The sequence below is a fragment of the Blastococcus sp. TF02A-35 genome, assembly GCF_004571075.1.
GTDB lineage: Bacteria > Actinomycetota > Actinomycetes > Mycobacteriales > Geodermatophilaceae > Blastococcus.
Genome location: NZ_SPQP01000030.1, coordinates 1 through 22009, shown reverse-complemented (window position 1 = coordinate 22009; position 22009 = coordinate 1). Strand labels below are relative to the sequence as shown.

Annotated in this window: 25 protein-coding genes and 1 pseudogene; 15 read left to right on the top strand and 11 right to left on the bottom strand. The window is 74.8% G+C overall.

Annotated elements, in window-relative coordinates:
- Positions 1–102: 102 nt before the first annotated feature.
- The 5 genes from E4P43_RS14240 to eutC all read left to right on the top strand — a co-directional run bounded on the left by E4P43_RS14240 (position 103) and on the right by eutC (position 5195).
- Positions 103–492 carry a hypothetical protein gene (locus E4P43_RS14240; protein ID WP_135146122.1) on the top strand — a complete coding sequence of 130 codons (390 nt, stop codon included), beginning with the start codon at positions 103–105 and terminating at the stop codon, positions 490–492.
- Positions 493–564: 72 nt separating this feature from the next.
- The gene (locus E4P43_RS14235; protein ID WP_135146121.1) at positions 565–1461 is read left to right on the top strand and encodes an SDR family NAD(P)-dependent oxidoreductase; all 897 of its coding nucleotides are present in this window, start codon (positions 565–567) and stop codon (positions 1459–1461) included.
- A gap of 112 nt (positions 1462–1573) precedes the next feature.
- A complete protein-coding gene (gene eat / locus E4P43_RS14230) occupies positions 1574–3034 on the top strand; it encodes an ethanolamine permease (protein ID WP_135146120.1) in 1461 nt (486 codons plus the stop codon).
- Positions 3031–4443: an ethanolamine ammonia-lyase subunit EutB gene (locus E4P43_RS14225; RefSeq protein ID WP_167759185.1), complete on the top strand. Its 1413-nt coding sequence runs from the start codon at positions 3031–3033 to the stop codon at positions 4441–4443. Before eat ends, E4P43_RS14225 begins: the two co-directional genes overlap by 4 nt.
- Complete coding sequence (eutC, locus tag E4P43_RS14220; protein ID WP_135146119.1) at positions 4440–5195, top strand: ethanolamine ammonia-lyase subunit EutC; 756 nt, start codon at positions 4440–4442, stop codon at positions 5193–5195. Before E4P43_RS14225 ends, eutC begins: the two co-directional genes overlap by 4 nt.
- 42 nt (positions 5196–5237) lie before the next feature.
- Here eutC and E4P43_RS14215 read toward each other — a convergent pair whose 3' ends face one another.
- The 3 genes from E4P43_RS14215 to E4P43_RS14205 are packed head-to-tail and all read right to left on the bottom strand — an operon-like array spanning position 5238 to position 8373.
- The gene (locus E4P43_RS14215) at positions 5238–6860 is read right to left on the bottom strand and encodes a tripartite tricarboxylate transporter permease (protein WP_135146118.1); all 1623 of its coding nucleotides are present in this window, start codon (positions 6858–6860) and stop codon (positions 5238–5240) included.
- Positions 6860–7375 carry a tripartite tricarboxylate transporter TctB family protein gene (locus E4P43_RS14210; RefSeq protein WP_135146117.1) on the bottom strand — a complete coding sequence of 172 codons (516 nt, stop codon included), beginning with the start codon at positions 7373–7375 and terminating at the stop codon, positions 6860–6862. Before E4P43_RS14210 ends, E4P43_RS14215 begins: the two co-directional genes overlap by 1 nt.
- A complete protein-coding gene (locus tag E4P43_RS14205; RefSeq protein ID WP_135146116.1) occupies positions 7372–8373 on the bottom strand; it encodes a tripartite tricarboxylate transporter substrate binding protein in 1002 nt (333 codons plus the stop codon). Before E4P43_RS14205 ends, E4P43_RS14210 begins: the two co-directional genes overlap by 4 nt.
- A 177-nt stretch (positions 8374–8550) precedes the next feature.
- Here E4P43_RS14205 and E4P43_RS14200 point away from each other — a divergent pair, with 177 nt between their 5' ends.
- The 3 genes from E4P43_RS14200 to E4P43_RS14190 all read left to right on the top strand — a co-directional run bounded on the left by E4P43_RS14200 (position 8551) and on the right by E4P43_RS14190 (position 11304).
- Positions 8551–10152: an ATP-binding protein gene (locus tag E4P43_RS14200; protein WP_135146115.1), complete on the top strand. Its 1602-nt coding sequence runs from the start codon at positions 8551–8553 to the stop codon at positions 10150–10152.
- Positions 10149–10838, top strand: a complete 690-nt coding sequence (locus E4P43_RS14195) for a response regulator (RefSeq protein WP_135146114.1) — start codon at positions 10149–10151, stop codon at positions 10836–10838. Before E4P43_RS14200 ends, E4P43_RS14195 begins: the two co-directional genes overlap by 4 nt.
- A 70-nt stretch (positions 10839–10908) precedes the next feature.
- Entirely contained in the window at positions 10909–11304 is a 396-nt protein-coding gene (locus E4P43_RS14190) for a universal stress protein (RefSeq protein WP_135146113.1), read from the top strand.
- A 9-nt stretch (positions 11305–11313) separates the two neighbouring features.
- Here the strand turns inward: E4P43_RS14190 and E4P43_RS14185 are convergent, their stop codons facing one another.
- Together E4P43_RS14185 and E4P43_RS14180 are read right to left on the bottom strand one after the other, a co-directional pair.
- Positions 11314–12024 (bottom strand): GntR family transcriptional regulator, encoded by a 711-nt coding sequence (locus E4P43_RS14185; protein ID WP_135146112.1) that lies wholly within the window; start codon positions 12022–12024, stop codon positions 11314–11316.
- Entirely contained in the window at positions 12021–13073 is a 1053-nt protein-coding gene (locus E4P43_RS14180; RefSeq protein ID WP_135146111.1) for an Ldh family oxidoreductase, read from the bottom strand. Before E4P43_RS14180 ends, E4P43_RS14185 begins: the two co-directional genes overlap by 4 nt.
- Positions 13074–13076: 3 nt before the next feature.
- On the opposite strand from E4P43_RS14180, the gene E4P43_RS14175 reads away from it, so the two are divergent.
- Genes E4P43_RS14175 through E4P43_RS14160 form a run of 4 tightly spaced genes read left to right on the top strand, consistent with a single transcriptional unit; the run spans position 13077 to position 16384 of the window.
- Positions 13077–13457 (top strand): putative quinol monooxygenase, encoded by a 381-nt coding sequence (locus E4P43_RS14175; protein ID WP_245159137.1) that lies wholly within the window; start codon positions 13077–13079, stop codon positions 13455–13457.
- Entirely contained in the window at positions 13454–13885 is a 432-nt protein-coding gene (locus E4P43_RS14170; protein WP_245159136.1) for a cupin domain-containing protein, read from the top strand. Before E4P43_RS14175 ends, E4P43_RS14170 begins: the two co-directional genes overlap by 4 nt.
- Complete coding sequence (locus E4P43_RS14165) at positions 13882–15294, top strand: NAD-dependent succinate-semialdehyde dehydrogenase (RefSeq protein WP_135146110.1); 1413 nt, start codon at positions 13882–13884, stop codon at positions 15292–15294. The genes E4P43_RS14170 and E4P43_RS14165 overlap by 4 nt, the downstream gene beginning before the upstream one ends.
- 7 nt (positions 15295–15301) lie before the next feature.
- Complete coding sequence (locus tag E4P43_RS14160; protein ID WP_135146109.1) at positions 15302–16384, top strand: isocitrate/isopropylmalate dehydrogenase family protein; 1083 nt, start codon at positions 15302–15304, stop codon at positions 16382–16384.
- Here the strand turns inward: E4P43_RS14160 and E4P43_RS14155 are convergent.
- Positions 16381–17571 (bottom strand): MFS transporter, encoded by a 1191-nt coding sequence (locus tag E4P43_RS14155; RefSeq protein WP_209313889.1) that lies wholly within the window; start codon positions 17569–17571, stop codon positions 16381–16383. The two genes, E4P43_RS14160 and E4P43_RS14155, sit on opposite strands and share 4 nt — an antisense overlap.
- Positions 17568–18242, bottom strand: a complete 675-nt coding sequence (locus E4P43_RS14150; protein WP_135146108.1) for a GntR family transcriptional regulator — start codon at positions 18240–18242, stop codon at positions 17568–17570. Before E4P43_RS14150 ends, E4P43_RS14155 begins: the two co-directional genes overlap by 4 nt.
- Before the next feature lie 78 nt (positions 18243–18320).
- Between E4P43_RS14150 and rraA the strand changes: the two genes are divergently transcribed.
- Positions 18321–18803, top strand: a complete 483-nt coding sequence (gene rraA / locus E4P43_RS14145) for a ribonuclease E activity regulator RraA (protein WP_135146107.1) — start codon at positions 18321–18323, stop codon at positions 18801–18803.
- A gap of 44 nt (positions 18804–18847) precedes the next feature.
- Positions 18848–19768 (top strand): bacteriorhodopsin, encoded by a 921-nt coding sequence (locus E4P43_RS14140; RefSeq protein WP_245159135.1) that lies wholly within the window; start codon positions 18848–18850, stop codon positions 19766–19768.
- Here the strand turns inward: E4P43_RS14140 and E4P43_RS14135 are convergent.
- Both E4P43_RS14135 and E4P43_RS14130 read right to left on the bottom strand, forming a co-directional pair.
- A complete protein-coding gene (locus E4P43_RS14135) occupies positions 19755–20303 on the bottom strand; it encodes a hypothetical protein (protein WP_135146106.1) in 549 nt (182 codons plus the stop codon). The genes E4P43_RS14140 and E4P43_RS14135 overlap by 14 nt on opposite strands.
- Positions 20304–20385: 82 nt before the next feature.
- Positions 20386–20619: a hypothetical protein gene (locus E4P43_RS14130; RefSeq protein WP_135146105.1), complete on the bottom strand. Its 234-nt coding sequence runs from the start codon at positions 20617–20619 to the stop codon at positions 20386–20388.
- Positions 20620–20636: 17 nt separating this feature from the next.
- Here E4P43_RS14130 and E4P43_RS14125 point away from each other — a divergent pair, with 17 nt between their 5' ends.
- Complete coding sequence (locus E4P43_RS14125) at positions 20637–21266, top strand: hypothetical protein (RefSeq protein ID WP_135146104.1); 630 nt, start codon at positions 20637–20639, stop codon at positions 21264–21266.
- Here the strand turns inward: E4P43_RS14125 and E4P43_RS14120 are convergent.
- Together E4P43_RS14120 and E4P43_RS20580 are read right to left on the bottom strand one after the other, a co-directional pair.
- On the bottom strand, positions 21263–21889 hold the full coding sequence (locus E4P43_RS14120; RefSeq protein WP_167759184.1) for an ATP-binding cassette domain-containing protein: 627 nt from the start codon (positions 21887–21889) through the stop codon (positions 21263–21265). The genes E4P43_RS14125 and E4P43_RS14120 overlap by 4 nt on opposite strands.
- Position 21890: 1 nt before the next feature.
- Positions 21891–22009 (bottom strand): annotated as a pseudogene (locus tag E4P43_RS20580) (ribosome recycling factor); the annotation flags it as partial.

Sequence of the window (22009 nt, the reverse complement as noted above, 5' to 3'; positions counted from 1 at the left end):
ACGGAGCCGCCGTCGGTTCCCCCGGGCGGTGACCAGGTTCCATGCCCGAGCGGCCCCGGGAGGAAACGACGCGGCCCCGGAGCCGCCGGGAAGGGTGAACGCGTGACCGTGCTGGTGGTCGACCTGGCCAACGTCGTCGGGTCGCGTCCCGACGGGTGGTGGCGGGACCGGGCCGGCGCGGCGGCGCGGCTGCTCGCGCGGCTGGCCGCGCTGCCGCCCGAGGTGCCCGGCCCCGACGGCGCGGTGCTCGGGGTCGGCGCCACCGTCGCCGTCGTCGAGGGCGCGGCGCGCGACGTGCCGAGGCCCGACGGCGTCTCGCTGGTGCGGGCGCCGGGCAGCGGTGACGACGCGCTGGTCGCCGTCGTCGGGGAGCTGGTTGCCGCGGGGCGCGAGGTGCTCGTCGTGACGGCCGACCGCGGGCTGCGGGCGCGGCTCCCGGCGGGCGTGCCCGTCGCGGGACCGGGCTGGCTGCGGGACCGGCTGGACGCGTGAGACCGCGCACCGCCGGGTAGCCCGCAACCGGTCGGGTCGCCGCCCGTCCGCACCCACTGGCGAGGAGAGCCCGTGCCGTTACACGAGGGATCCGGACCCATCACCGCGCTGGTCACCGGCGCCTCCAGCGGCATCGGCCGGGCCACCGCCGTGCAGCTCGGCGAGCGGGGCGCCCGGGTGGTGCTCGTGGCCCGTGGCCGCGAGTCGCTGGAGGAGGCGGCCACCGAGGTGCGCGCCGCCGGCGCGGCCGAGGTCGTCGTCTGCCCGGCCGACGTGCTGGACGACGACGCGATCGCCGCGGTCGTCCGGTCGACGGTGGAGCGGTTCGGCCGGCTCGACACCGTCGTCCACGCCGCGCAGGTGATGGCCTACGGGCGGGTCGAGGACGTGCCCAAGGAGGTCTACGAGCGGGTCGTCGACACCGCCGTGCACGGCACCGCGAACGTGGCCCGGCACGTGCTGCCGGTCTTCCGCCGCCAGGGCGCGGGGCACCTGGCGATCGTCAACTCGCTGCTGGGCAACGTCACGACGCCGCTGATGGGCAGCTACGTGGCGGCGAAGTGGGGCCAGCTCGGCCTGGCGCGGACGCTGCAGCAGGAGGTGCGCGACGTCCCCGGGGTCTCGGTGTCGATCGTGCAGCCCGGGGGAGTGGACACCCCGATCTACATGCAGGGCGCCTCGTGGGCCGGCAGCACCGGCCGCCCGCCGCCGCCGGTCTACTCGCCGCAGCGGGTGGCGCGCCGGGTGCTCTCCACGCTGGACTCCCCGGTGCGGGTGGTGCAGGCGGGGATCTTCAACCCGTTGATCACCGCGGGGTTCCGGCTGCTGCCGGGCGTCTACGACCTGCTGGTCGGACCGCTGATGCAGCGGCTGGCGATCGCCGACGACGAGGTGCAGCCCACCGAGGGCAACGTCTTCGAGTCCCGGCCCGAGGGGAACGCGACCGAGGGGCGCTGGCGCAGCATCTGAGTCGGGCGTGTGAAGAGTGCGTTCCGTCCCGTCGCAGGGCGTTGTGCGGCGGACGGGGCAGGGACACGCTGGCACCACCCGACCTCGCGGGGGCCTCCCGGAAGGCCGAGTGATGACCGCGGAACCAGCTGTTCGACCTGCCCGCACGGGCACGCACCACGCAGGCGTCGAGGCCGAGGCGGTGGAGGCCGGCTACCTCCAGAAGCGGCAGCTGCGCACCGGCACGGCCGGCTGGGTGCTCCTCGCCGGGCTGGGCGTCGCCGCCGTCATCTCCGGTGACTACGCCGGCTGGAACTTCGGTCTGGCGGAGGGCGGCTTCGGCGGCCTGCTGATCGCCACCGTGCTCATGGCGGTCATGTACACCGCCATGGTGTTCGGCCTGGCCGAGCTCGGCTCCGCGCTGCCGACCGCCGGCGGCGGGTACACCTTCGCCCGGCGCGCGCTCGGGCCGTGGGGCGGCTACGCCACCGGCGTCGCGGTGCTCATCGAGTACGCGATCGCCCCCGCCGCGATCGCCACCTTCATCGGCGCCTACGTCGAGTCGCTCGGGCTGTTCGGCATCACCGACGGCTGGTGGGTCTACCTGGCCGCCTACGCCCTGTTCATCGGCGTGCACCTCCTGGGCGTCGGCGAGGCGCTCAAGGTCATGCTGGTCATCGCGGCGATCGCCGTCGCGGGCCTGGTGCTCTACCTCGTCGGCGCGATCCCGGCCTTCGACGGCGGCAACCTGCTCGACATCGCGCCGACCGACGCGGCCGGCGCCTCGGAGTTCCTGCCGTTCGGGTGGATGGGCGTGTGGGCGGCGTTCCCCTTCGCCATCTGGTTCTTCCTCGCCGTCGAGTGCGTGCCGCTGGCCTCGGAGGAGGCCCGCGACCCGGCGCGGGCGCTGCCGCGGGGCATCGTCGCGGCGATGGGCGTGCTGGTCGTGCTCGCCGTCCTCATGCTGGTCTTCACCGCCGGGGCCGGTGGCTCGCAGGCCATGTCGGCCAGCGGCAACCCGCCGGTCGAGGCGCTGGACGTCGCCGGCTCCTCGCTCGCGCAGGTCGTCAACTACGCCGGCCTCTTCGGCCTGGTCGCCAGCTTCTTCTCGATCATCTACGCCTACTCGCGGCAGACCTTCGCGCTCTCCCGCGCCGGCTACCTGCCGCGGGCGCTGTCGGTGACCAACGGCCGCAAGGCGCCGGTGCTGGCCCTGCTGGTGCCCGGCGCCATCGGCTTCGTCCTCTCGCTGACCGGGCAGGGCGCGATGCTGCTCAACATGGCCGTCTTCGGGGCGACCGTCTCCTACGTGCTGATGATGGTCAGCCACATCGTGCTGCGCCGCCGCGAGCCCGACCTGCCGCGGCCGTACCGGACGCCGGGCGGCACGGCCACGACCGGCGTCGCGCTGGTGCTCGCCGCGGCCGCCGTCGTCGCCACCTTCCTGGTCGACGTCGAGGCCGCGCTCTGGACGCTGGCCGCCTACGCGGTCTTCCTCGCCTACTTCGCGCTCTACAGCCGCCACCACCTCGTCGCCTCGGCGCCCGAGGAGGAGTTCGAGCTGCTGGCGGCCGCGGACGAGGAGGTGCGGTGATCCGTCGGACGACGCTGTCCGGGCACACCTTCGAGTTCCCGTCGCTGTCGGACCTGCTGGCGAAGGCGACCCCGGCGCGCTCCGGGGACGTCCTCGCCGGGTGCGCCGCTGCGTCCGCCGCCCAGCGGGTGGCGGCGCAGACCGTGCTCGCCGACCTCCCGCTGGCCACCTTCCTCGAGGAGCAGGTGGTCGGCTACGAGGAGGACGACGTCACCCGCCTGATCCTCGACACCCACGACAGGGCGGCCTTCGCGCCGGTGGCCTCGCTGACGGTGGGGGAGCTCCGCGACCGGCTCCTGGCCTGGGCGGCAGCGGGGGACGAGGCGTCGATCAGCGGCCTGGCGAAGGGGCTCACGCCGGAGATGGTCGCGGCGGTGTCGAAGCTGATGCGCAACGCCGACCTGGTCGCCGTCGGCCGGCGGGCCCGGGTGGTCACCGGCCTGCGCTCGACGCTCGGGCTACCCGGCCGGCTGGCCTCGCGGCTGCAGCCGAACCACCCGACCGACGACCCGCTCGGGGTGACCGCCTCGATCGTCGACGGGCTGCTGCAGGGCTCGGGCGACGCCGTCATCGGCATCAACCCGGCGACCGACTCGCCGGGCCAGACGATCGCGCTGCTGGAGCTGGTCGACGCGGTGATCCGCCGCTACGACATCCCGACCCAGTCGTGCGTGCTGGCGCACGTGACGACGACGCTGCGCGCGCTGGAGAAGGGGGCGCCGGTGGACCTGGTGTTCCAGTCGGTGGCCGGCACGCAGGAGGCGAACCGGGGCTTCGGCGTGACCCTCGAGCTGCTCGCCGAGGCGCGGGCGGGCGCGCTGGAGCTGGGGCGCGGGACGGTCGGGCGCAACGTCACCTACTTCGAGACCGGGCAGGGCTCGGCGCTGTCGGCCGACGCGCACCGCGGTGTGGACGGGCGGCCGGTGGACCAGCAGACGCTGGAGTGCCGGGCCTACGCGGTGGCCCGGCACTTCGAGCCGCTGCTGGTGAACACCGTCGTCGGGTTCATCGGGCCGGAGTACCTCTACGACGGCAAGCAGGTGGCCCGGGCCGGGCTGGAGGACCACTTCTGCGGCAAGCTGCTCGGCCTGCCGATGGGCGTCGACGTCTGCTACACCAACCACGCGGAGGTCGACGGCGACGACACCGACTCCCTCATGCTGCTGCTCGGTGCGGCCGGCTGCTCGTTCCTCATCGCCGTCCCGGGGTCGGACGACGTGATGCTGCACTACCAGTCGCTGTCGTTCTCCGACGTCCTCACCGCCCGGCAGGTGCTCGGGCTGCGGCCGGCGCCGGAGTTCGAGGAGTGGCTGGCGCGCATGGACCTGGTCGACGACGACGGCCGGGTCCGCGAGCTGACCGCCGACGCGCCCGCCGCCCGGGCGCTGCTCGCGGCAGCACGCTCGTGAGCTCCGTCCAGGGCCGGAATGGCCATTCTGGCCCCGATCCGTGGGCGGTGCTGCGGGCGGCCACGCGGGCGCGGGTGGCGCTCGGCCGCGCCGGCGACGGGCTGCCGACGGCGCGGGAGCTGGAGTTCCGCGCCGCGCACGCGGTCGCCCGGGACGCCGTGCACACGCCCCTGGAGCCCGACGTCGTCCGCGCGGGGCTGGGCGACCTCGACGTGCTGGAGGTGCGGTCGGCCGCCGCCGACCGCGCGGAGTACCTGCAGCGGCCCGACCTCGGCCGCCGGCTCGCGCCCGGGACGGAGCTGCCCGCGACCGGCGCCGACCTGGGCGTCGTGGTCGCCGACGGGCTCTCGCCGCGCGCGGTGCACGAGCACGCCGCGGGCACGGTGCTCGCGCTGCTGGAGCGGCTGCCCGGCTGGTCGGTCGCGCCGGTCGTGCTCGCGCACCAGGCGCGGGTGGGGCTCGGCGACGAGATCGGTGCGGCCCTCGCCGTGCGGGCGGTCGTCGTGCTCATCGGGGAGCGGCCGGGGCTGTCCTCGGCCGACTCCCTCGGCATCTACCTGACCTGGGACCCGCGCCCGGGCCGGGTGGACTCCGAGCGGAACTGCGTCTCCAACGTGCGGCCGCCGCACGGCCTGTCCTACGCGCAGGCGGCCGGCACGGTGGCGGCGCTGCTCGGTGCGGCGCGCGAGCTCGGCGCCTCGGGCGTGGCGCTCAAGGACGAGGGCCCCGCGCTCCCGCCCGGCGCCGGCTGAGCGGCGCGGACGGGGACGCGGGGCCCCGGTGGTGCGGTGCGGTCAGCCGTCGCCTTCGGTGTCGTGCGCCCGGTCGAACCTGCGCCTGGCCTCCGTCGTCCCGGCGACGGAGACCGAGTCGGTGAGGCCGTGGTGGTGGTGCGCCTCCTCGATCTCGTGCGTGGCCTCCTCCAGGACGCTCGGGACGACCTTGCGGGGGACGAACCGCCGGACCAGCGGCCACAGCATGATCAGCGCGACGATCGCGTAGACGACCACCGACATCGGGTCGAACAGCCCGCTGACCGCGCCGTTGCTGATCTGCAGCGCCTGGCGCAGCTCCTGCTCGGCGAACGGGCCGAGGATGACCCCGATGATCGCCGGCAGGATGGGCAGGCCGTACCGGCGCATCATGAAGCCGAGCGCGCCGATGGCCAGCAGCAGGAACAGGTCGAAGGTGTTGGCGTTGGACGCGTACGCGCCGAGGCTGGAGAAGAACAGGATCCCCGCGTAGAGGTAGGAGCGGGGGATCCGCAGCAGCCTCGCCCACACCGGGGCCAGTGGCAGGTTCAGCAGCAGCAGCACGGCGTTGCCGATGAAGAGGCTGGCGATCAGCCCCCAGACCAGCTCCGGCTCGTTGTCGAACAGCTGCGGGCCCGGCTCGATGCCGTAGCTCTGGATGGCCGCGAGCATGACCGCGGCGGTCGCCGTCGTCGGGATGCCGAGGGTCAGCAGCGGCACCAGACCACCGGCGGCCGAGGCGTTGTTGGTGGCCTCCGGACCGGCGACGCCCTCGATCGCGCCGTGCCCGAACTCCTCCTTGTGCTTGGAGAGCCGCTTCTCGGTGACGTAGGAGAGGAAGGTCGGGATCTCCGCGCCGCCGGCCGGGACGGCGCCGAAGGGGAAGCCGATGGCGGTGCCGCGCAGCCACGGCTTCCAGGAGCGCTGGAAGTCGCTGCGGCTCATCCGCGGGTTGCCGACGGGGATGACGTCGATCGGCTTGCGGCGCAGGTGCGCCGCGGTCCACAGCGCCTCGCCGACGGCGAACAGGCCCACCGCGACGACGACGACGTCGATGCCCTCGGCCAGCTCGCCGATGCCGAAGGTCAGCCGCTGCTGGCCCGACGTCGGGTCGATCCCGATCAGGCCGATCGCCAGGCCGATGCCCAGCGCCGCGAGACCGCGGATGCGGGAGCTGCCGAGCACCGAGGTCACCGCGATGAACGCGAGCAGCATGATCGCGAAGTTGTCGGCGGGGGAGACCTCCACCGCGAGGTCGGCGACCGTCGGTGCCACCAGGGCAAGCAGCAGCGTGGCGATGGTGCCGGCGACGAACGAGCCGATCGCGGCGGTGGCGAGCGCCTGGGCGGCCCGGCCCGACCGGGCCATCTTGTTGCCCTCGACCGCCGTCACCACCGAGGCGCTCTCGCCCGGGGTGTTGAGCAGGATCGACGTCGTCGACCCGCCGTACATGCCGCCGTAGTAGATGCCGGCGAACATGATCAGCGCGCCGGTCACGTCCAGGCCGCGGGTGAGCGGCAGCAGCAGCGCGACCGTCATGGCCGGGCCGATGCCCGGCAGCACGCCGATCGCGGTGCCGAGCAGCACGCCGATGAAGGCGTACAGCAGGTTGGTGGGCGTCAGCGCGGTGCCGAAGCCACCGATCAGCTCGGTGAAGGCGTCCATCAGAGGATCCCGTCCAGGATGCCGGGGGGCAGGACGACGCCGAGCCCGAGGGCGAACAGGTAGAAGGAGCCGAACGAGAGCGCGAAGGCGATGAGCGCGTCGCGCACGTAGTGCCGGCTGCCGAGGGCGAACGCCGCGCCCCAGAAGAGGACGGCCCCGGAGAACCACCAGCCCACGGACTCGATCAGCAGGGCGTTGGCGACGAACGCCGCCGCGAGCATGAGGACCGTGCGCCAGTCGCTGCTGCCGGTCAGCTCGACGTCCTCGCCGCCCTCGGGCTCGCCGCGGCCGCCGCGGGCCACGTCGAGGGCGAGGAAACCGGCGACGACGACCAGGAGGCCGCCCACGACGATCGGGACGGTCGAGGGGCCGAGGGGGCCGCGGGCGATCCGGCTCTCCGGGATCAGGACCGCCAGCACGATGACGAGGACACCGAGGGCCGCGAGGAACAGGGCCACCCCGTACTCGGAGCGGCCCTGTTCCGTCGTCGCGCCGCCGGGAGCGGCAGAGCTCATGCCAGGCCCAGCTCGCTCATGACCGACTCGACGCGGTCGCTCTCGTCGGAGAGGAACGAGGTGAACTCGTCGCCGACGACGAAGGCGTCGGTCCAGCCCTGGTCCTCCAGGACCTGCTGCCACGCCTCGCTGTCGTGCATCTCGGTGACCGCGTCGACGAAGGCCTGCGTCTCGTCCTCGGAGATGCCGGGCGCCGCGACGATGCCACGCCAGTTGGCGAAGACCAGGTCGATGCCCTCGTCGGTCAGCGTGGGGGCGTCGACGCCCTCCACGGCCTCCTCGCTGGTGACGGCCAGGATGCGCACGTCGCCGGCCTCGGCGGCCTCGGTGACCTCGCCGACGCCGGTCGCGGCGAAGGCGACGTCGCCGCCGAGGATGCCGGCCAGCAGCTCGCCGCCGCCGTCGTAGGAGACGTAGTTGACCGCGGTCGGCGCCACGCCGACCTCCTGCGCGAGCAGCATCGGGGTCAGGTGGTCGGGGCCGCCGGGGTTGGAGGCGCCGCCGACCGGGGTGCCGCCGGGGTCGGCCTTCCACGCCGTCACGAGGTCGTCGATCGACTGGTGGGGGGAGTCACCGGGGACGACGATCGCCTCGGCCTCCTCGATCAGCTTCGCGATCGGGGTGGTCTGGTCGAGGGTGGCCTCGGACTGGTTGCTGAACTGCGCACCGACGACGCCGAGGCCCATCTGCATGAGCATCTTGGCGTTGCCCTCCTCGTTCACGAGGCGCTGGAGGCCAACGGTGCCGCCGGCACCCTCGAGGTTGAACACCTCGATGCCCGACGCGAGCTCCTCGTCCTCCATCACCTGGGCGACGGCGCGGCCGGTGGTGTCGTAGCCGCTTCCAGGGGAGTTCGGGACCAGCAGGCGCAGGCCGCTGATGGCGCCGTCGCCACCGCCCGAGGCGGAACCGCCCTCGGCCGTGGTGCCGCAGCCGGTGAGCACGAGCCCGGCGGCGAGGGCGCCGACGGTGAGCTTCCGCACGGAAGCAGTGCGCATCTTGTCCTCCTGTGTGTCGGGTGGATGACCACCTCGTGACACGGAAGATGGTCGGGCCGGTGACCCGTGTCACCCTTGAGTGCGCATTGAGCTTTGTGTTCCTTGTGTCCACGGCAGCCGCCCCGCGCGGCCGTGCTCCACTTGCCGCCCCATCCCCGCCCGACGTCAGGAGGCACCGTGTCCCGGCGGCTCTCCCTCGCCGGCCAGCTGCTGGCCCTGCAGGTGGTCATCATCTGCGTCGTCCTGGTCGGGGTCGCGGCGGTCACGGTCGCCCAGTCGACCCAGCGCGCAGAGGACGTCGAGGGGCGCCGGGCGCAGGCGATCGCGGAGACGCTGGCCAACGCCGGGTCCACCCGCGAGGCGCTGCTGGAGGACCAGCTCATCTACGTCCGGGTCGCGGCCGAGAGCGCGCGCAGCGTCTCGGGGTCGGACTCGGTGGTGGTCGCGACCGCCGACGGCACGATCGTGGCCAGCGCCGTCCCCGGGGAGATCGACAGCCGCTACGACCTCGGCGCCAGCGACGTCCTGTCGGGGCGCTCCTGGCTCGGTGACACCGAGGTCCACGGGGGCGAGGCCGCCGTGGCGATGGCGCCGATCCTGGTCCCGCGGGACGACGACGTCATCGGCTTCGTGGCGGTGCAGCGCAGCTACCCGGGGGTGTGGGACGGGCTGGAGGAGGCCGCGCCCAACCTGCTCACCTACCTCGGCCTGGCCAGCGTGCTCGGCGTCGGCGGGTCGCTGCTGGTGGCGCGGCGGGTCAAGCGGCAGACCCTCGGGCTGGAGCCGGCGGAGATCACCGGCCTCGTCGAGCACCGCGATGCGATGCTGCACGGCATCCGCGAGGGCGTCGTCGGCCTGGACCTGCGCGGCCGGGTGACCCTCATCAACGACGAGGCGATCCGGCTGCTGCGCATCCCCGGCGACGCGCTGGGCCGCACGCTCGCCGACCTGGGCGTGGGGGCGGAGCTGCTCGACGCGTTCCTCTCCGGCGAGGTGGAGCGCGACCGGGCCGTCGCCAGCGCCGGGCGGGTGCTCGTGGTGAACCGGCTGCCGATCGCCAGCCGCGGCCGCCCGATCGGCTCGGTGACGACGCTGCGCGACCGCACCGAGCTGCTGGAGCTGCGCCGCGAGCTGGACCTGACGCGGCACGTCACCGACACCCTGCGGGCGCAGGCGCACGAGTTCAGCAACCGGCTGCACACCATCGCCGGGCTGATCGAGATCGGGGAGGCGGAGGAGGCGGTGCGGTTCGTGCACCGGGTGAGCTCCAGCCGGTCGGAGTTCACCGCCGCGGTCACCTCCGCGGTGCGGGACCCCTCGATCGCCGCGCTGCTCATCGCCAAGGGCAGCCAGGCCGACGAGCTGGGCGTCGACTTCCGGATCGACCCGGACTCCTCGCTGCCGGTGCTCCCCGGCGAGCTGAGCACCGACGTCGCGACGGTGATCGGGAACCTGGTGGACAACGCCCTGGACGCGGCGTCGGCGGCGGTGCAGCGCTGGGTGGAGGTGTCGGTCGGGCTGGTCGACGGAGAGGTGGAGGTGGTCGTGCGCGACTCGGGTCCGGGCGTGCCCCCGGGGATGGAGCGCGAGGTGTTCCGGCGCGGGGTGTCGACCAAGGACGCGGCCGCGGGGGAGGGGTCCTCCGGCGAGCACGGCATCGGGCTGTCGCTGGTGCACCTGCTGTGCACCCGCCGCGGCGGTGAGGTCACCGCCAGCTCGGCCGGCGGGTCCACCTTCGTCGCGCGGATGCCCGCCGACCCGGCGCTGGTGACCTCGTGATCGGCGTCCTCATCGTCGACGACGACTTCATGGTCGCCAAGGTGCACGCCGCCTTCGTCGCCGCGCTCGACGGCTTCGAGGTGGTGGGGACCGCGGCCAACGGTGCGGAGGCGCTGGCGGAGGTGGCGCGGCTGCGACCGGACCTCGTCCTGCTCGACATCTACCTGCCGGACATGACCGGGCTGGAGGTGCTGCGCCGGCTGCGGGCCGAGGGGTCGACGGCGGACGTCGTGGTCATCAGCGCCGCGCGCGACGTCGACAGCATCCGCAGCGCGCTGCACGGCGGTGTCCTGCACTACCTGGTCAAGCCGTTCGAGCGGCGCACCTTCGAGGACCGGCTGCGGCAGTACGCCGCGGTGCGGGGCGAGCTGGCCGAGCTCGACGTCGCCGGCCAGCGGGACGTCGACCGGGTGTTCGGCGGGGCGCGGGGGAGCGGGCCGGAGCCGGTGGCCACCCCGAAGGGGATCACCCCGGAGACCCTGGAGCTGGTCCGCCAGGCGCTCGCCGCCGCCGCGGACCAGGGCCTGTCGGCCTCGGAGTGCAGCGAGCGCACCGGGCTGGCGCGGGTGAGCGCGCGGCGCTACCTCGAGCAGCTGGTGGCCCAGGAGCAGGCCGACGTGCGGCAGCGCTACGGGACCGCCGGGCGGCCCGAGCGCCGGTTCACGCTGCGAGCCGGCGTCCGGTGACCGCAAGGACCGAAACAACCGATAGGCGCGTAATGCTGACGACACCGAGCGGGTCGGCCAGGCTGCCGGCATGACGATCGTCGTGGGCTACGTGCCGACCCCGGAGGGCGAGGCCGCCCTGACCGCTGCGCTCGCGGAGGCGCGCCGCCGCGAGGAGCCGCTGCACGTCGTGAACACCTCGCGGGGCGACGCTTTCGTCGACAACCGCTTCGTCTCCGAGGAGCGCCTGGCCCAGCTGCGCGAGCGGCTCGACGGCACCGGCGTGGTGTACGAGATCGACCAGCAGGTGCGCGGGCACGAGGCGTCGGAGGAGGTCGTCGAGGCGGCCGACCGGGTCAAGGCGAGCCTGATCGTCATCGGCCTGCGCCGGCGCACCCCGACGGGCAAGCTGATCACCGGCAGCCAGGCGCAGCGCATCCTGCTCGACGCCAACTGCCCGGTCCTGGCGGTCAAGGCCGACCAGTAGGGGCGTCGCCTACCCGAGCAGGTCCAGGCCCTCGGCCGGGCCGTGCGCGAGGTTGCGGAAGATGGTGGCCAGGCTCTGCGTGAGGTGCTCGGCCATCGCGGTGGCGGCCGCGTCGGCGTCGCCGGCCAGCAGCGCGTCGCACATGCGCAGGTGCTCGGCGACCGAGACCTCCACCCGCTGCGGGTCGACGTGGGAGAGGTTGCGCAGCCGCGCGGTGTGCGGCCGGAGCTCGGCGATGGTGCGTCGCAGGTGCTCGTTGCGGGTCGCGCCGATGATCGCCCAGTCGAACCGGTCGGCCAGCTCGTAGAACGACCGCGACCGGGCCTGCGACGGCGCCCGGCGGACGGTCCGCGCGAACTCGCTGCGCATGGCGGTGAAGGCGCGGCGCAGCTCGGCGTCGGTGGTGGCGGCCTCGGTCGCCTGGCGGATCGCGGCCGGCTCCAGCAGCGAGCGGAAGTCGAAGAGGTCGCGGACGCTCTGCAGCGAGACCCGGGAGACGCGGGCGCCCTGCCGCGGTACCAGGTCGACCAGCCCCTCGGCGGCGAGCCGGCGCAGCGCCTCCCGGACCGGGGTGCGCGAGGCGCCGGTGCGCTCGACGAGCCACAGCTCGGACAGCGGCGTGCCCGGCGCGAGCTCGCCGAGCTCGATCTCCTCCTTGAGCTGCCGGTGGACCAGGTCGGCCTTGCTCGCCTCGCCGGGCCCGGGGAAGCCGGCGCTCATGCGAGCGGCCCGGCGGGGACACCGGCCGAGGCGGCCAGCTCGCGCAGCTCCACCAGGGACCCCTCGGCGAGCGCGACGCCGCCGGCGGCGAGAGCCGCCTCCTCGGCGCGGTCCTCCACCTCGCCCGGGAGGAACACCTCGTCGAACCCCTGGGCCAGCGGCACGCCGCGGACCTCCTCCACCAGCTGTCGCACGCGCTCCTCGTAGCCGGCGGGGTCGCCGAACGCCGAGGGGTCCAGGGCGAGGAAGAGGTGGCCGCAGCCGCTGCGGGCCTCGGGCTCGTAGGGACCGTGCACCCCGGTGCCGACGGAGCTGCCGGTGAGGGCGCCGGAGAGCACGTCGACCAGGAACGAGATCGCGTAGCCCTTGTGGCCGGCCATCGGCAGGATCACGCCGAGCACCCCCTCCGCCGGGTCGGTCGTCGGCGCCCCGTCGGCGGTGAGCGCCCAGTTCCCGGGGATCTGCTCGCCGCGGTTCCTCGCCAGGTAGATCTTGCCCCGGGCCACCGCGGTGTTGGCGATGTCGACGGCGACGACGCGCCCGTCGGGCGCGGGCGCGGCGATCGACCAGGGGTTGGTGCCGAGGACCTTCTCCCGCCCGCCCCAGGGGGCCATCGCGGGGCTGGCGTTGGTGGTGAGGACGGCGACCAGCCCGTCGCGGGCCGCGCGGCGGGTGAAGTACATGGCCGTGCCGAAGTGGTTGGAGTTGCGCACGCCGACGACGCCGACGCCGTGCGCACGGGCGCGCTCGGTGGCCAGCGCCCGGGCCCGGTCGGCCAGCACCTGGCCGACCCCGTCCCGCCCGTCGAGCAGCACCAGCGGCCCGGTGTCGGAGAGGACAGCCGGGTCGGTCACCGCGCGCATGGCGCCCGACCGGAGCCGCGCCGCGTACCAGGGGAGGCGCAGGAGGCCGTGCGACTGGTGGCCCCAGAGGTCGGCCTGCACCAGCGAGTCGGCCACGAGGGCGCCGTCGTCCTCGGGGACACCGAGGGCGGCGAGCACCCGGGTGCCGAACGTGCGCAGGTCCTGCGGGTCGATCCGGTCGGTCATCGCTTGCCCTCTTCCCCTTGGCTGCGGCTACTGTATACAACCTGTATACAAGCGGTCGAGGAGGAGGCGCACATGTTCAGCCTGGTGGTGCAGATGCAGGTCCGGCCCGGGCGGCGGGAGGAGTTCCTCGCCGGGATCTCGGCCAACGCGGAGGCGTCGGTGCGCGACGAGCCGGGGTGCCTGCGCTTCGACGTCTGCGCGGTCGAGGGGGAGGACCACCGGTTCCTGCTGTACGAGCTCTACGCCGACGCCGAGGCCTTCGAGGCGCACAAGCGCGCGCCGCACTTCGCGCAGTGGCGCACCATCGCCGCCGAGGTGCTCGAGGGACAGGTCAACACCCCCGGCTCGCTCCTGGTCTCGCACAGCGCCGAGGTGTCCCGGTGACCGCCCGGCCGGTGCCCCCGTCGATGGTGCTGCGGCCCGAGGACATCGAGCGGTTCGACCGCGGCAACGGCGTCGTCACCGTGCCGTTCGTCGGGAAGTGGAACTGTGCGGAGAACCGCGTCACCACCGGGATGACCGTCTTCTCCCCGGGGACCGGCATCCCGCTGCACTCGCACAACGTGGAGGAGACCGTGCTGGTCTTCGAGGGCGAGGCCACCGCGGTCATCGGCGACGACGAGTTCGACCTCGTCGCCGGCCAGGCCACCTGGGTGCCGGCGGGCGTGCCGCACTGCTTCCGCAACCGCGGTGAGGGCCCGATGACCATCTACTGGGTCTACGGCGGCAGGGACGTCACCCGCACGATCACCGCGACCGGCGAGACCTTCGAGCACCTGTCGGACAAGGACCGCGGGGCGAGCAAGGCATGAGCGCCGTCATCACCATGAACCCGGCGACGGGAGAGCGGCTCGTCGAGTACCCGGCCTTCACCGACGCCGAGGTCGACGCGGCGCTGGACCACGCGGCAGCGGCCCAGCAGCGGTGGGCGGCGCTCTCCTTCGCGGACCGGGCCGCCGTGCTCCGGCGGGCGGCCGGGCTGCTGCGCGGGCAGGGGGCCGAGCTCGCGTTGCTCGTCACCCGGGAGATGGGCAAGCCGCTCGCCGAGGCCCGCGCCGAGGTGGAGAAGTGCGCCACGGCGTGCGAGTACTACGCCGACCACGCGGCGGGCTTCCTGGCCGACGAGCCGGTCGAGACCTCCGCCGACCGCAGCTGGGTCGGCTACGAGCCGGTCGGCGTCGTGCTGGCCGTCATGCCGTGGAACTTCCCCCTCTGGCAGGTGCTGCGGTTCGCCGCCCCGGCGCTCATGGCCGGCAACGCGGCGCTGCTGAAGCACTCCCCGAACACCACCGGCTGCGCGCTCGCCGTCGAGCGGCTGCTCGCCGAGGCCGGCGCGCCGGAGGGGCTGTTCACCGCGCTCGTGGTCGCCGAGCCCGACATCCCCGCGGTGACCGCCAGGCTCATCGCCGACCCGCGCATCGGCGCGGTCACCCTCACCGGCAGCGAGCGCGCCGGCCGCGCCGTCGGCTCGGCCGCCGGCGCCGCGGTCAAGAAGTCGGTGCTGGAGCTCGGCGGCTCCGACCCCTTCGTCGTCCTCTCCGACGCCGACCTGCCGGCGGTCGCCGCGATGGCCGCCCGCGGCCGGTTCCTCAACGCCGGCCAGAGCTGCATCTCCCCGAAGCGGGTCGTGGTGGAGTCCGCGGTGGCCGAGGAGTTCACCCGGCTGCTGGTCGCCGAGGTCGGGAGGCTGGTCGTGGGCGACCCGCTCGACCCGGCCACCGACGTCGGGCCGATGGCCCGGGCCGACCTGCTCGAGGCCGTGCACGCCCAGGTCCTCGCCTGCGTCGCCGCCGGCGCCCGGCTGCTCGCCGGCGGCGCGCGGGTCGACCGGCCCGGCTGCTTCTACGCCCCGACCGTGCTGGCCGGGGTACGCCCGGGGATGCCGGCGTACGACGAGGAGATCTTCGGCCCGGTCGCGGCGGTCGTCGTCGCGCAGGACGAGGACGACGCGGTGCGGATCGCGAACGACACCCGCTTCGGTCTCGGTGCGAGCGTGTGGACGCGGGACCCGGAGCGCGGGGTCGCCGTCGCCCGGCGCATCCGGTCCGGCGCGGTGTTCGTCAACGCCGTCGTCGCCTCCGACGTCCGCCTGCCCTTCGGCGGCACCCGGGCCAGCGGCCATGGCCGCGAGCTGGCCGCCGCCGGCATCCGCGAGTTCGTCAACGTCCGCACCTGGTGGGTCCTGGACGAGCCCGCCGCCACCGCCCCCGCCTCGGAGTAGGAGAGACATGACCGCGAACCGCACCTACCGCCTCGGGCTGATGCCCGGGGACGGCATCGGGCCGGAGATCGTCCCCGCGGCGGTCCGGGTGGTCGACGCCGCCCTCGCCGCGGCGGGGGCCGAGCCGGTCGAGTGGACCGAGCTGCCGCTCGGCGCGAGCGCCATCGAGGAGCACGGCAGCGCGATCCCGGCGACCACGCTGGAGGCGCTCGCCGGCCTGGACGGCTGGCTGCTCGGGCCGCACGACAGCGCGGCCTACCCCGAGCCGTTCCGCTCGCAGCTCAACCCGAGCGGCACCATCCGCAAGCACTTCGACCTCTACGCCAACGTCCGCCCGGCCCGGGGCCTCGAGGGCGGCACTGCGATCGCCCCCGGCACCGACCTGGTGATCGTGCGGGAGAACACCGAGGGCTTCTACGCCGACCGCAACACCTTCGCGGGCACCGGTGAGTACATGCCGACGGCGGACGTCGCGATCACGATGGGCGTCTTCACCCGGCCGGCGATCGAGCGGATCGCGCGCGCGGCCTTCGAGCTGGCCCGGCGGCGGCGGAGCCGGCTGACGATCGTGCACAAGGCCAACGTGCTGCAGCTGAGCTCCGGCCTGTTCAAGAAGGTCTGCCTGGAGGTGGGGGAGGCCTACCCCGACGTCGAGGTCGACGACTTCCACATCGACGCGCTCACCGTGCACCTGCTGCGGCGTGCGGCGGCCTTCGACGTCCTGGTCGCCGAGAACATGTTCGGCGACATCCTGTCCGACCTGGCCGGCGAGCTGGCCGGCTCGCTCGGCATCGCGCCGTCGATCAACGCCTCCGACGACCGGTGCATGGCCCAGGCCGCGCACGGCTCGGCCCCGGACATCGCCGGGAAGGGCCTGGCCAACCCGATCGCGATGGTGCTGTCCGCCGGGATGCTGCTGGACTGGCTCGGGACCCGGCACGGTGACCCGCGCGCGGCCGACGCCGCGGTGCGGGTCGAGGACGGCGTGCGGGCGGCCGTGCGGGACGGCGTGTGCACCCGCGACCTGGGCGGCGGCGCCTCGACCGGTGAGTTCACCGACGCCGTCGTCGAGCGGGTCGCCGCGGGCTAGGTGGTCGGGCCGCCGTCCACCGCCAGCCGGCGGGCGGCGACCCCGACCGCGGCCAGCGCGGCCGCGGTCGCCCACAGCACCCCCGCCGCCCCGACCCCGGCGGCCACCAGGCCGACGGTGCTCGGGATGAGCACCTGGCCCAGCCGGTTGCCGGTGAGCCGCAGCGACATGGCGCGGCCGCGGAGGCCGGCGGGCGCGACCTCCGCGAGCCACGACATGGTGAGCGGCTGGCCCACCCCGAGCCCGAGGCCGAGCAGGACGACGACCGCGGCGAGGGCGACCGGGGGCAGCGGTGCCGCCACGACCGCCATCGAGACGGCGGCCAGCGCGACGCTGCCGATCATCAGCCGGCGCCGTCCCACCCGGGCGACGAGCCGGCCGAGGAACAGGCGCGAGGCCATGGAGGCGACGGCGCGGAGGGTGAGCAGGAGCCCGACGAACCCGGCGGCCAGCCCCCGGTCGGCGCCGAGGGCGGGCAGGTAGACCAGCGTGATGTCGACGGCGGCCAGCACCACGCAGCTGACCAGCAGGGCGCGCAGGAGCCCGGGGAGCCGCAGCAGCGTCGACATGCCGCCGGTCTCCGCGGCGGTGCGCTCGGACCCCCGTCCGGGGAAGCGCAGGAACGCGGTGCAGACCAGCAGGGCGGCGCCCAGCCCCGTCGCCGTCCAGAAGATCGGGGTGGTGTCCGGCAGCGCGCCCTCGCCGCCGACCAGCGTGATCAGCGCCGGGCCGAGCGCCTGCCCCAGCGACGCGGCGAAGGTGTAGTACCCGAAGGCGGTGTCGAAGCGGCCCGGGCCCGCGGTGTTGGCCACCGCCGCCTGCTGGCCGACGACCGACAGCAGGTGCCCGGTGCCCAGCACCACGCTGCCGAGCACCAGCCCGGCGGCCCCTCCGCGCCCGCTGGCGAAGACGACGCCGGAGAGGGCGAGCAGGACGGCGCCGACGAGCATCACCCGCCGCTCCCCGAACCGGTCGGTCGCCTGCCCGCTGGGGACGGCGAGGACGAGGGGGACGACGGCGAAGGAGGCGGTGAGCGCGCCCAGCCACGCGGTCGGGACGTCGAGCTCCAGCGCCCGGTAGGCCGAGGTCGGCCGCAGCACGAACGTCACCACCTGGGTGAGCGCGGAGTGCAGCAGGAGCAGCGCGAGCAGGCGGCGGCCGGGCCCGGTGGTCGCCGGCCCCGTCACCGGTCGGGTCCGGGGTGGGCCAGCCGGTCGAGCGAGCGGGCGCCCAGGCTGGACTCGACGTGCCGGCACATCAGGTCGCCGGCGGTCCCGGCGTCGCCGTCGCGGACGGCCTCGTAGAGCAGCCGGTGCTCGGTCGCGCGGGCGGCGCGCTCCTCGTCGCTGCGGCCGACCTCCAGCCCGTGCCGCCGGTAGCGGTCGGTCTTCGTCCAGAGCCCGTCTAGCGTCTGGGCCAGCAGCGCGTTGTGCGAGGCGCGGTGGATGGCGGCGTGGAAGCGGTGATGGCTCTCCAGCTGCGCGGCCGAGGGGGAGGTGCTCAGCGCCTCGAGGCCGTCGAGCGCCGCGGCCAGCTCCGCGAGGTCGGCGTCGGTCCGCCGCTGCGCCGCCAGCGTGGCGGCCAGGGGGTCGAGGGTCTGCCGCAGCTCCAGCAGGTCGCGGGCCTCGTCGGCGTCCAGCGGGCGCACGCGCGCGTCGCGGTGCGCGTCCAGCTCGACCAGCCCCTCCTGCTTGAGGCGGCGCAGCGCCTCGCGCAGGGGGGTGGTGCTCATCCCGATGGTGCGGGCGAGCGAGGCCTGCGGCAGGACGTCCCCGGGGCCCAGCTCTCCGGACAGGATCAGCTCGCGCACCCGCAGGTAGGCGAGGTCGCCCTTCGTCGCGTACTCCGCGTCGCTCATCGGCCCCCTCCGCCCCGTTATAGGTTATAACGGAGCCGCGACACCTGGGCACCGCCGACCCGAGAGCGAGCGAGACCGATGACCTTCGCGACCACCGACATCTCCGACGCCCACCCCGAGGGGCAGGTCTGCGACCCGGTCTTCCAGATCTTCGGCGGGGCGGTCTCCTTCAGCGGCCCGATCACCACGCTGAAGGTCTTCGAGGACAACACCCTGGTGAAGCAGGCGGTCGAGAGCCCCGGCGAGGGCCGGGTGCTCGTCGTCGACGGTGGCGGGTCGAGGCGCTGCGGGCTGGTCGGCGGCAACCTCGCGGCCGCCGCGGCGGCCAACGGCTGGGCCGGCATCGTCGTCAACGGCTGCATCCGCGACGCCGACGAGCTGGGGGAGCAGCCGGTCGGGGTGCGGGCGCTGGCCGCCATGCCCCGCAAGAGCCAGCGCGGGCTGCACTCCGGCCAGGCCGGAATCCCGGTCGTGTTCGCCGGCGTGGTGTTCCGCGAGGGCGAGTGGCTCTGCGCGGACCGGGACGGCATCGTCGTCCTGCCCGAGCCGCCCACCTCCTGACGGCCGGGCGGGTGGCCCCCGGGCGGCGGGGGTAGGTCCGGCGCGTGGACACGCCCACCCCCGAGCTGCAGACGATGCCCCTGGGCCTCTACGACGTCGTGCAGCTGGCCCTGCTGGGCGCGGGCTTCGCGCTGTTCGCCTACTTCGTCTACTCCTGGAACAGCCTGGGCGAGGTGTCGCCGCGGTACCGGCCCTCGGTCCTCGCCGGGCTCTGCCTGTCCGGTGTCGCGATGCTGGCCTACCTGCTGCTCTACATCGACTGGGACACCGGCTTCCGGCTCGCGGGGGAGGTCTACGTCCCGAACGAGGAGGCGCGGACCACCGAGGGGACCCGCTACATCGACTGGTCGGTCACGGTCCCGCTGCTGACCGTCGAGCTGCTGGCCGTCTGCTCGGTGGCCGGCTCCGCGGCCCGGAAGCTGCGCTTCCGCACGATGGCCGCGGCCTTCCTGATGATCGTCACCGGGTACATGGGCGCGCAGGTGCTCTCCGAGGGGCGCGACACCACCGCGCTGGTGGTGTGGGGGCTGATCAGCACCGCGTTCTTCGTCTACCTCTACGTCGCGCTCATCGGCGCGGTGCGCGCCGCGCTGCCCACCATGGGGGCGGAGGCCGGGGCGAGCCTGCGCAACGCGACGATCCTGCTGCTGAGCAGCTTCGGCGTGTACCCGCTGGTCTACGCCGTCCCGGTCTTCGCCGACGTGACCCCGGCCTGGTTCACCGCCATGCAGGTGGGCTACTCGGTCGCCGACGTCGTCGCGAAGGTCGGCTTCGGCGTCCTCACGCACAAGGTGGCGAAGCTGCGCACCGCCGAGGACGTCCGGAAGGGGGTCGACACCCACCCGGAGGCGGTGTGGTCCAGCCACGTGCACAAGAGCGACGCGGTGCTGCCGCCCGTGCGCGGGGCGGGGGCCCCGGCCGGCGACGGGCGCCGGCCGGGGGACGAGGGGGTCAGCGCGAGCTGACGCCCGCCGCGACCTCGCTCGGGCGCTGCTGCTCACCGGCGTAGGAGCTGATCGCGACCAGCGTGCCGGTCAGCGCGGGGATGACCCACTGCAGGGTGTCCAGCTGCTGCTGGGCGGCGGCGACGTCGGCCTGGGCGACCTTGGTCCGCTTGCTCGGCTTCGTCCCGGACTTCGAGGGCACCCCGCCGGCGGCCGACACCCGCTGGCCCAGGACCCGGCTGTAGGCGGTGGCCCCCAGCGCGGCCGCGGTCACCAGCGTCTTGAGCGCCGACATGCCGCCCACGCCCTGCTGCGCGGCCACCCGCTGCTTGTTGGCCCGCAGCTGGCCGACGCTGCCGACCAGGTGGGCGCCGATGGCGAGGGCGTTGACCGGCGTCCAGCGGTCCCAGCCGGCGTTCGCGACCCGGCCGGTGGCCGAGTCCGAGCCGGCCTCACCGGCGGCGGCGTTCAGGGCGACGGCGTTGGCGAGCGTGCCGCCGAACCAGGCCGACAGCCCGAGGTCGTGCAACGAGCGGGACAGGGTGTTCCGGGCCATGGGTGCTCCTCGGCTGGGGATGGTCCCCGCTCCCTACCCCGCGTGCCCGAGCCCATGCCGGTCGTGCACAACCGGACGGCGCTCAGGGGCGACGCAGCAGACGGGCCAGCCGGTGCCGCCGCCCCGCGGTCAGCTCGGCCGGGGTGGCCGGCGCCGGTGCCGGCTCGGCGGCCAGCGCCGCGTGCCGCTCGTGCAGCCGGGCCCGCACGTCGTCGGCCGAGTAGGCCCGCCGCTGGCGCTCGCCGCGCACGAGGACGGCGCCGGTCGCCGCGACTCCGGCGAGGCCGGCCAGGCCGAGCAGCTTCCAGGGGCGCACGTCCGTACCGTAGCGCCGTGCCGACGCTGACCCTGGACGAGGCGGTCGACCTCACCCGCACCGGCGACGTGTGGGTCTTCCGCGGTGCCTCCGTCGCCGACCGCGCCATCCAGACGCTGACCAACGCCCCGGTGAACCACGTCGGGATGGCGGTCGTCCTGGAGGACCTGCCGCCGCTGCTCTGGCACGCCGAGCTCGGCCGCTCGCTGCCCGACGTCTGGACCGGCACGCGCCAGCGCGGCGTGCAGCTGCACGACCTGCGCGACGCCGTCACCACCTGGCGGCAGAGGTACGGGCAGCGCGCCTGGCTCCGGCAGCTGGTCGGGCCCTCCGACGACGGCGGCGTGACCCCGGAGATGGAGGACGCCGTCCTGCGCACCATCGCCCGCATGGACGGCCGGCCGTTCCCGACCACCTCGAAGCTGGCGCGCGGCTGGGTCAACGGCCGGCTGCGCCGGGGCACCAGCACCGAGGCGGTCTACTGCGCCGAGCTGGTCGCGGCCACCTACACCGCGATGGGGCTGCTGCCCGCCGACCGCCCCGGGAACTGGTACGACCCCGGCAGCTTCTGGTCCGGCGACGACCTGGACCTGCAGCTGGGGGCGCGGCTCGGCCCGGAGATCCCGGTCGAGGTCCCCGCCGGCTAGCCGGTCCGGGCGGTCGCCCCGCCCAGCCGGACGACGGTGTCGTGGGCGCGCTCGACGTCGTCGTCGTGCGTCACGCAGACGACCAGCCGGCCGGCCAGCGCCGAGCGCAGGTCGCGCAGCAGCGCCGCGGCCGTGGGGGCGTCCAGGTGCGCGGTCGGCTCGTCGAGCAGGACGACGTCCCGGTCGGCGAGCAGCGCCCGCGCGGCGGCCAGCCGTCGGCGCTCCCCGCCGGAGAGCGCGGTGCCGCCCGAGCCGACCGGCGTGTCCAGCCCGGCGGGCAGCGTGGCGAGCAGCCCGCCCAGGCCGGTCGCGGCGAGCGCCTGGCGCATCCGGGCCTCGCCCTCGCTGCCGGCCAGCGCGCCCCGGGGTGCGGCCAGCGCCAGGTTCGCGCGGATGGTCGAGGCGAACACGTGCGCCTCCTGCGGCAGCCACGCCATACGGGCGCGGAGGTCCTCGCCGCGCAGCGCCTCCGTGTCGAGGCCGTCGACGGCGTAGCGACCGGCCCGCGGCCGGAGCGCGGCCATGAGCACGGCCAGGAACGTCGACTTGCCGGTCCCGGAGGGCCCGCGCAGCACCAGCCAGCCGTCGCCGGCGGCGAGCGAGACGTCGACGCCGCGCAGCACGTTGGGCGACGTGCTGGGAGGTGAGGTCGTCGAGCTCCTTCTCCGCGCGGCGCACGTCGTCCTCGCCGGCCTCGCCGTCCTTGGCGATGCGGTCGAGCTCCTCCTTGGCACGGCGGCGGA

What these genes read in the sequence shown, in the direction of transcription:
- E4P43_RS14135 (WP_135146106.1), bottom strand. Translation starts at nt 20,303, where the DNA reads ATGGCCCGGAACACCCTGTCCCGCTCGTTGCACGACCTCGGGCTGTCG.
- E4P43_RS14165 (WP_135146110.1), top strand. Translation starts at nt 13,882, where the DNA reads ATGAGCGCCGTCATCACCATGAACCCGGCGACGGGAGAGCGGCTCGTC.
- rraA (WP_135146107.1), top strand. Translation starts at nt 18,321, where the DNA reads ATGACCTTCGCGACCACCGACATCTCCGACGCCCACCCCGAGGGGCAG.
- E4P43_RS14160 (WP_135146109.1), top strand. Translation starts at nt 15,302, where the DNA reads ATGACCGCGAACCGCACCTACCGCCTCGGGCTGATGCCCGGGGACGGC.
- E4P43_RS14180 (WP_135146111.1), bottom strand. Translation starts at nt 13,073, where the DNA reads ATGACCGACCGGATCGACCCGCAGGACCTGCGCACGTTCGGCACCCGG.
- E4P43_RS14150 (WP_135146108.1), bottom strand. Translation starts at nt 18,242, where the DNA reads ATGAGCGACGCGGAGTACGCGACGAAGGGCGACCTCGCCTACCTGCGG.
- E4P43_RS14205 (WP_135146116.1), bottom strand. Translation starts at nt 8,373, where the DNA reads ATGCGCACTGCTTCCGTGCGGAAGCTCACCGTCGGCGCCCTCGCCGCC.
- E4P43_RS14185 (WP_135146112.1), bottom strand. Translation starts at nt 12,024, where the DNA reads ATGAGCGCCGGCTTCCCCGGGCCCGGCGAGGCGAGCAAGGCCGACCTG.
- eat (WP_135146120.1), top strand. Translation starts at nt 1,574, where the DNA reads ATGACCGCGGAACCAGCTGTTCGACCTGCCCGCACGGGCACGCACCAC.
- E4P43_RS14210 (WP_135146117.1), bottom strand. Translation starts at nt 7,375, where the DNA reads ATGAGCTCTGCCGCTCCCGGCGGCGCGACGACGGAACAGGGCCGCTCC.
- E4P43_RS14190 (WP_135146113.1), top strand. Translation starts at nt 10,909, where the DNA reads ATGACGATCGTCGTGGGCTACGTGCCGACCCCGGAGGGCGAGGCCGCC.
- E4P43_RS14215 (WP_135146118.1), bottom strand. Translation starts at nt 6,860, where the DNA reads ATGGACGCCTTCACCGAGCTGATCGGTGGCTTCGGCACCGCGCTGACG.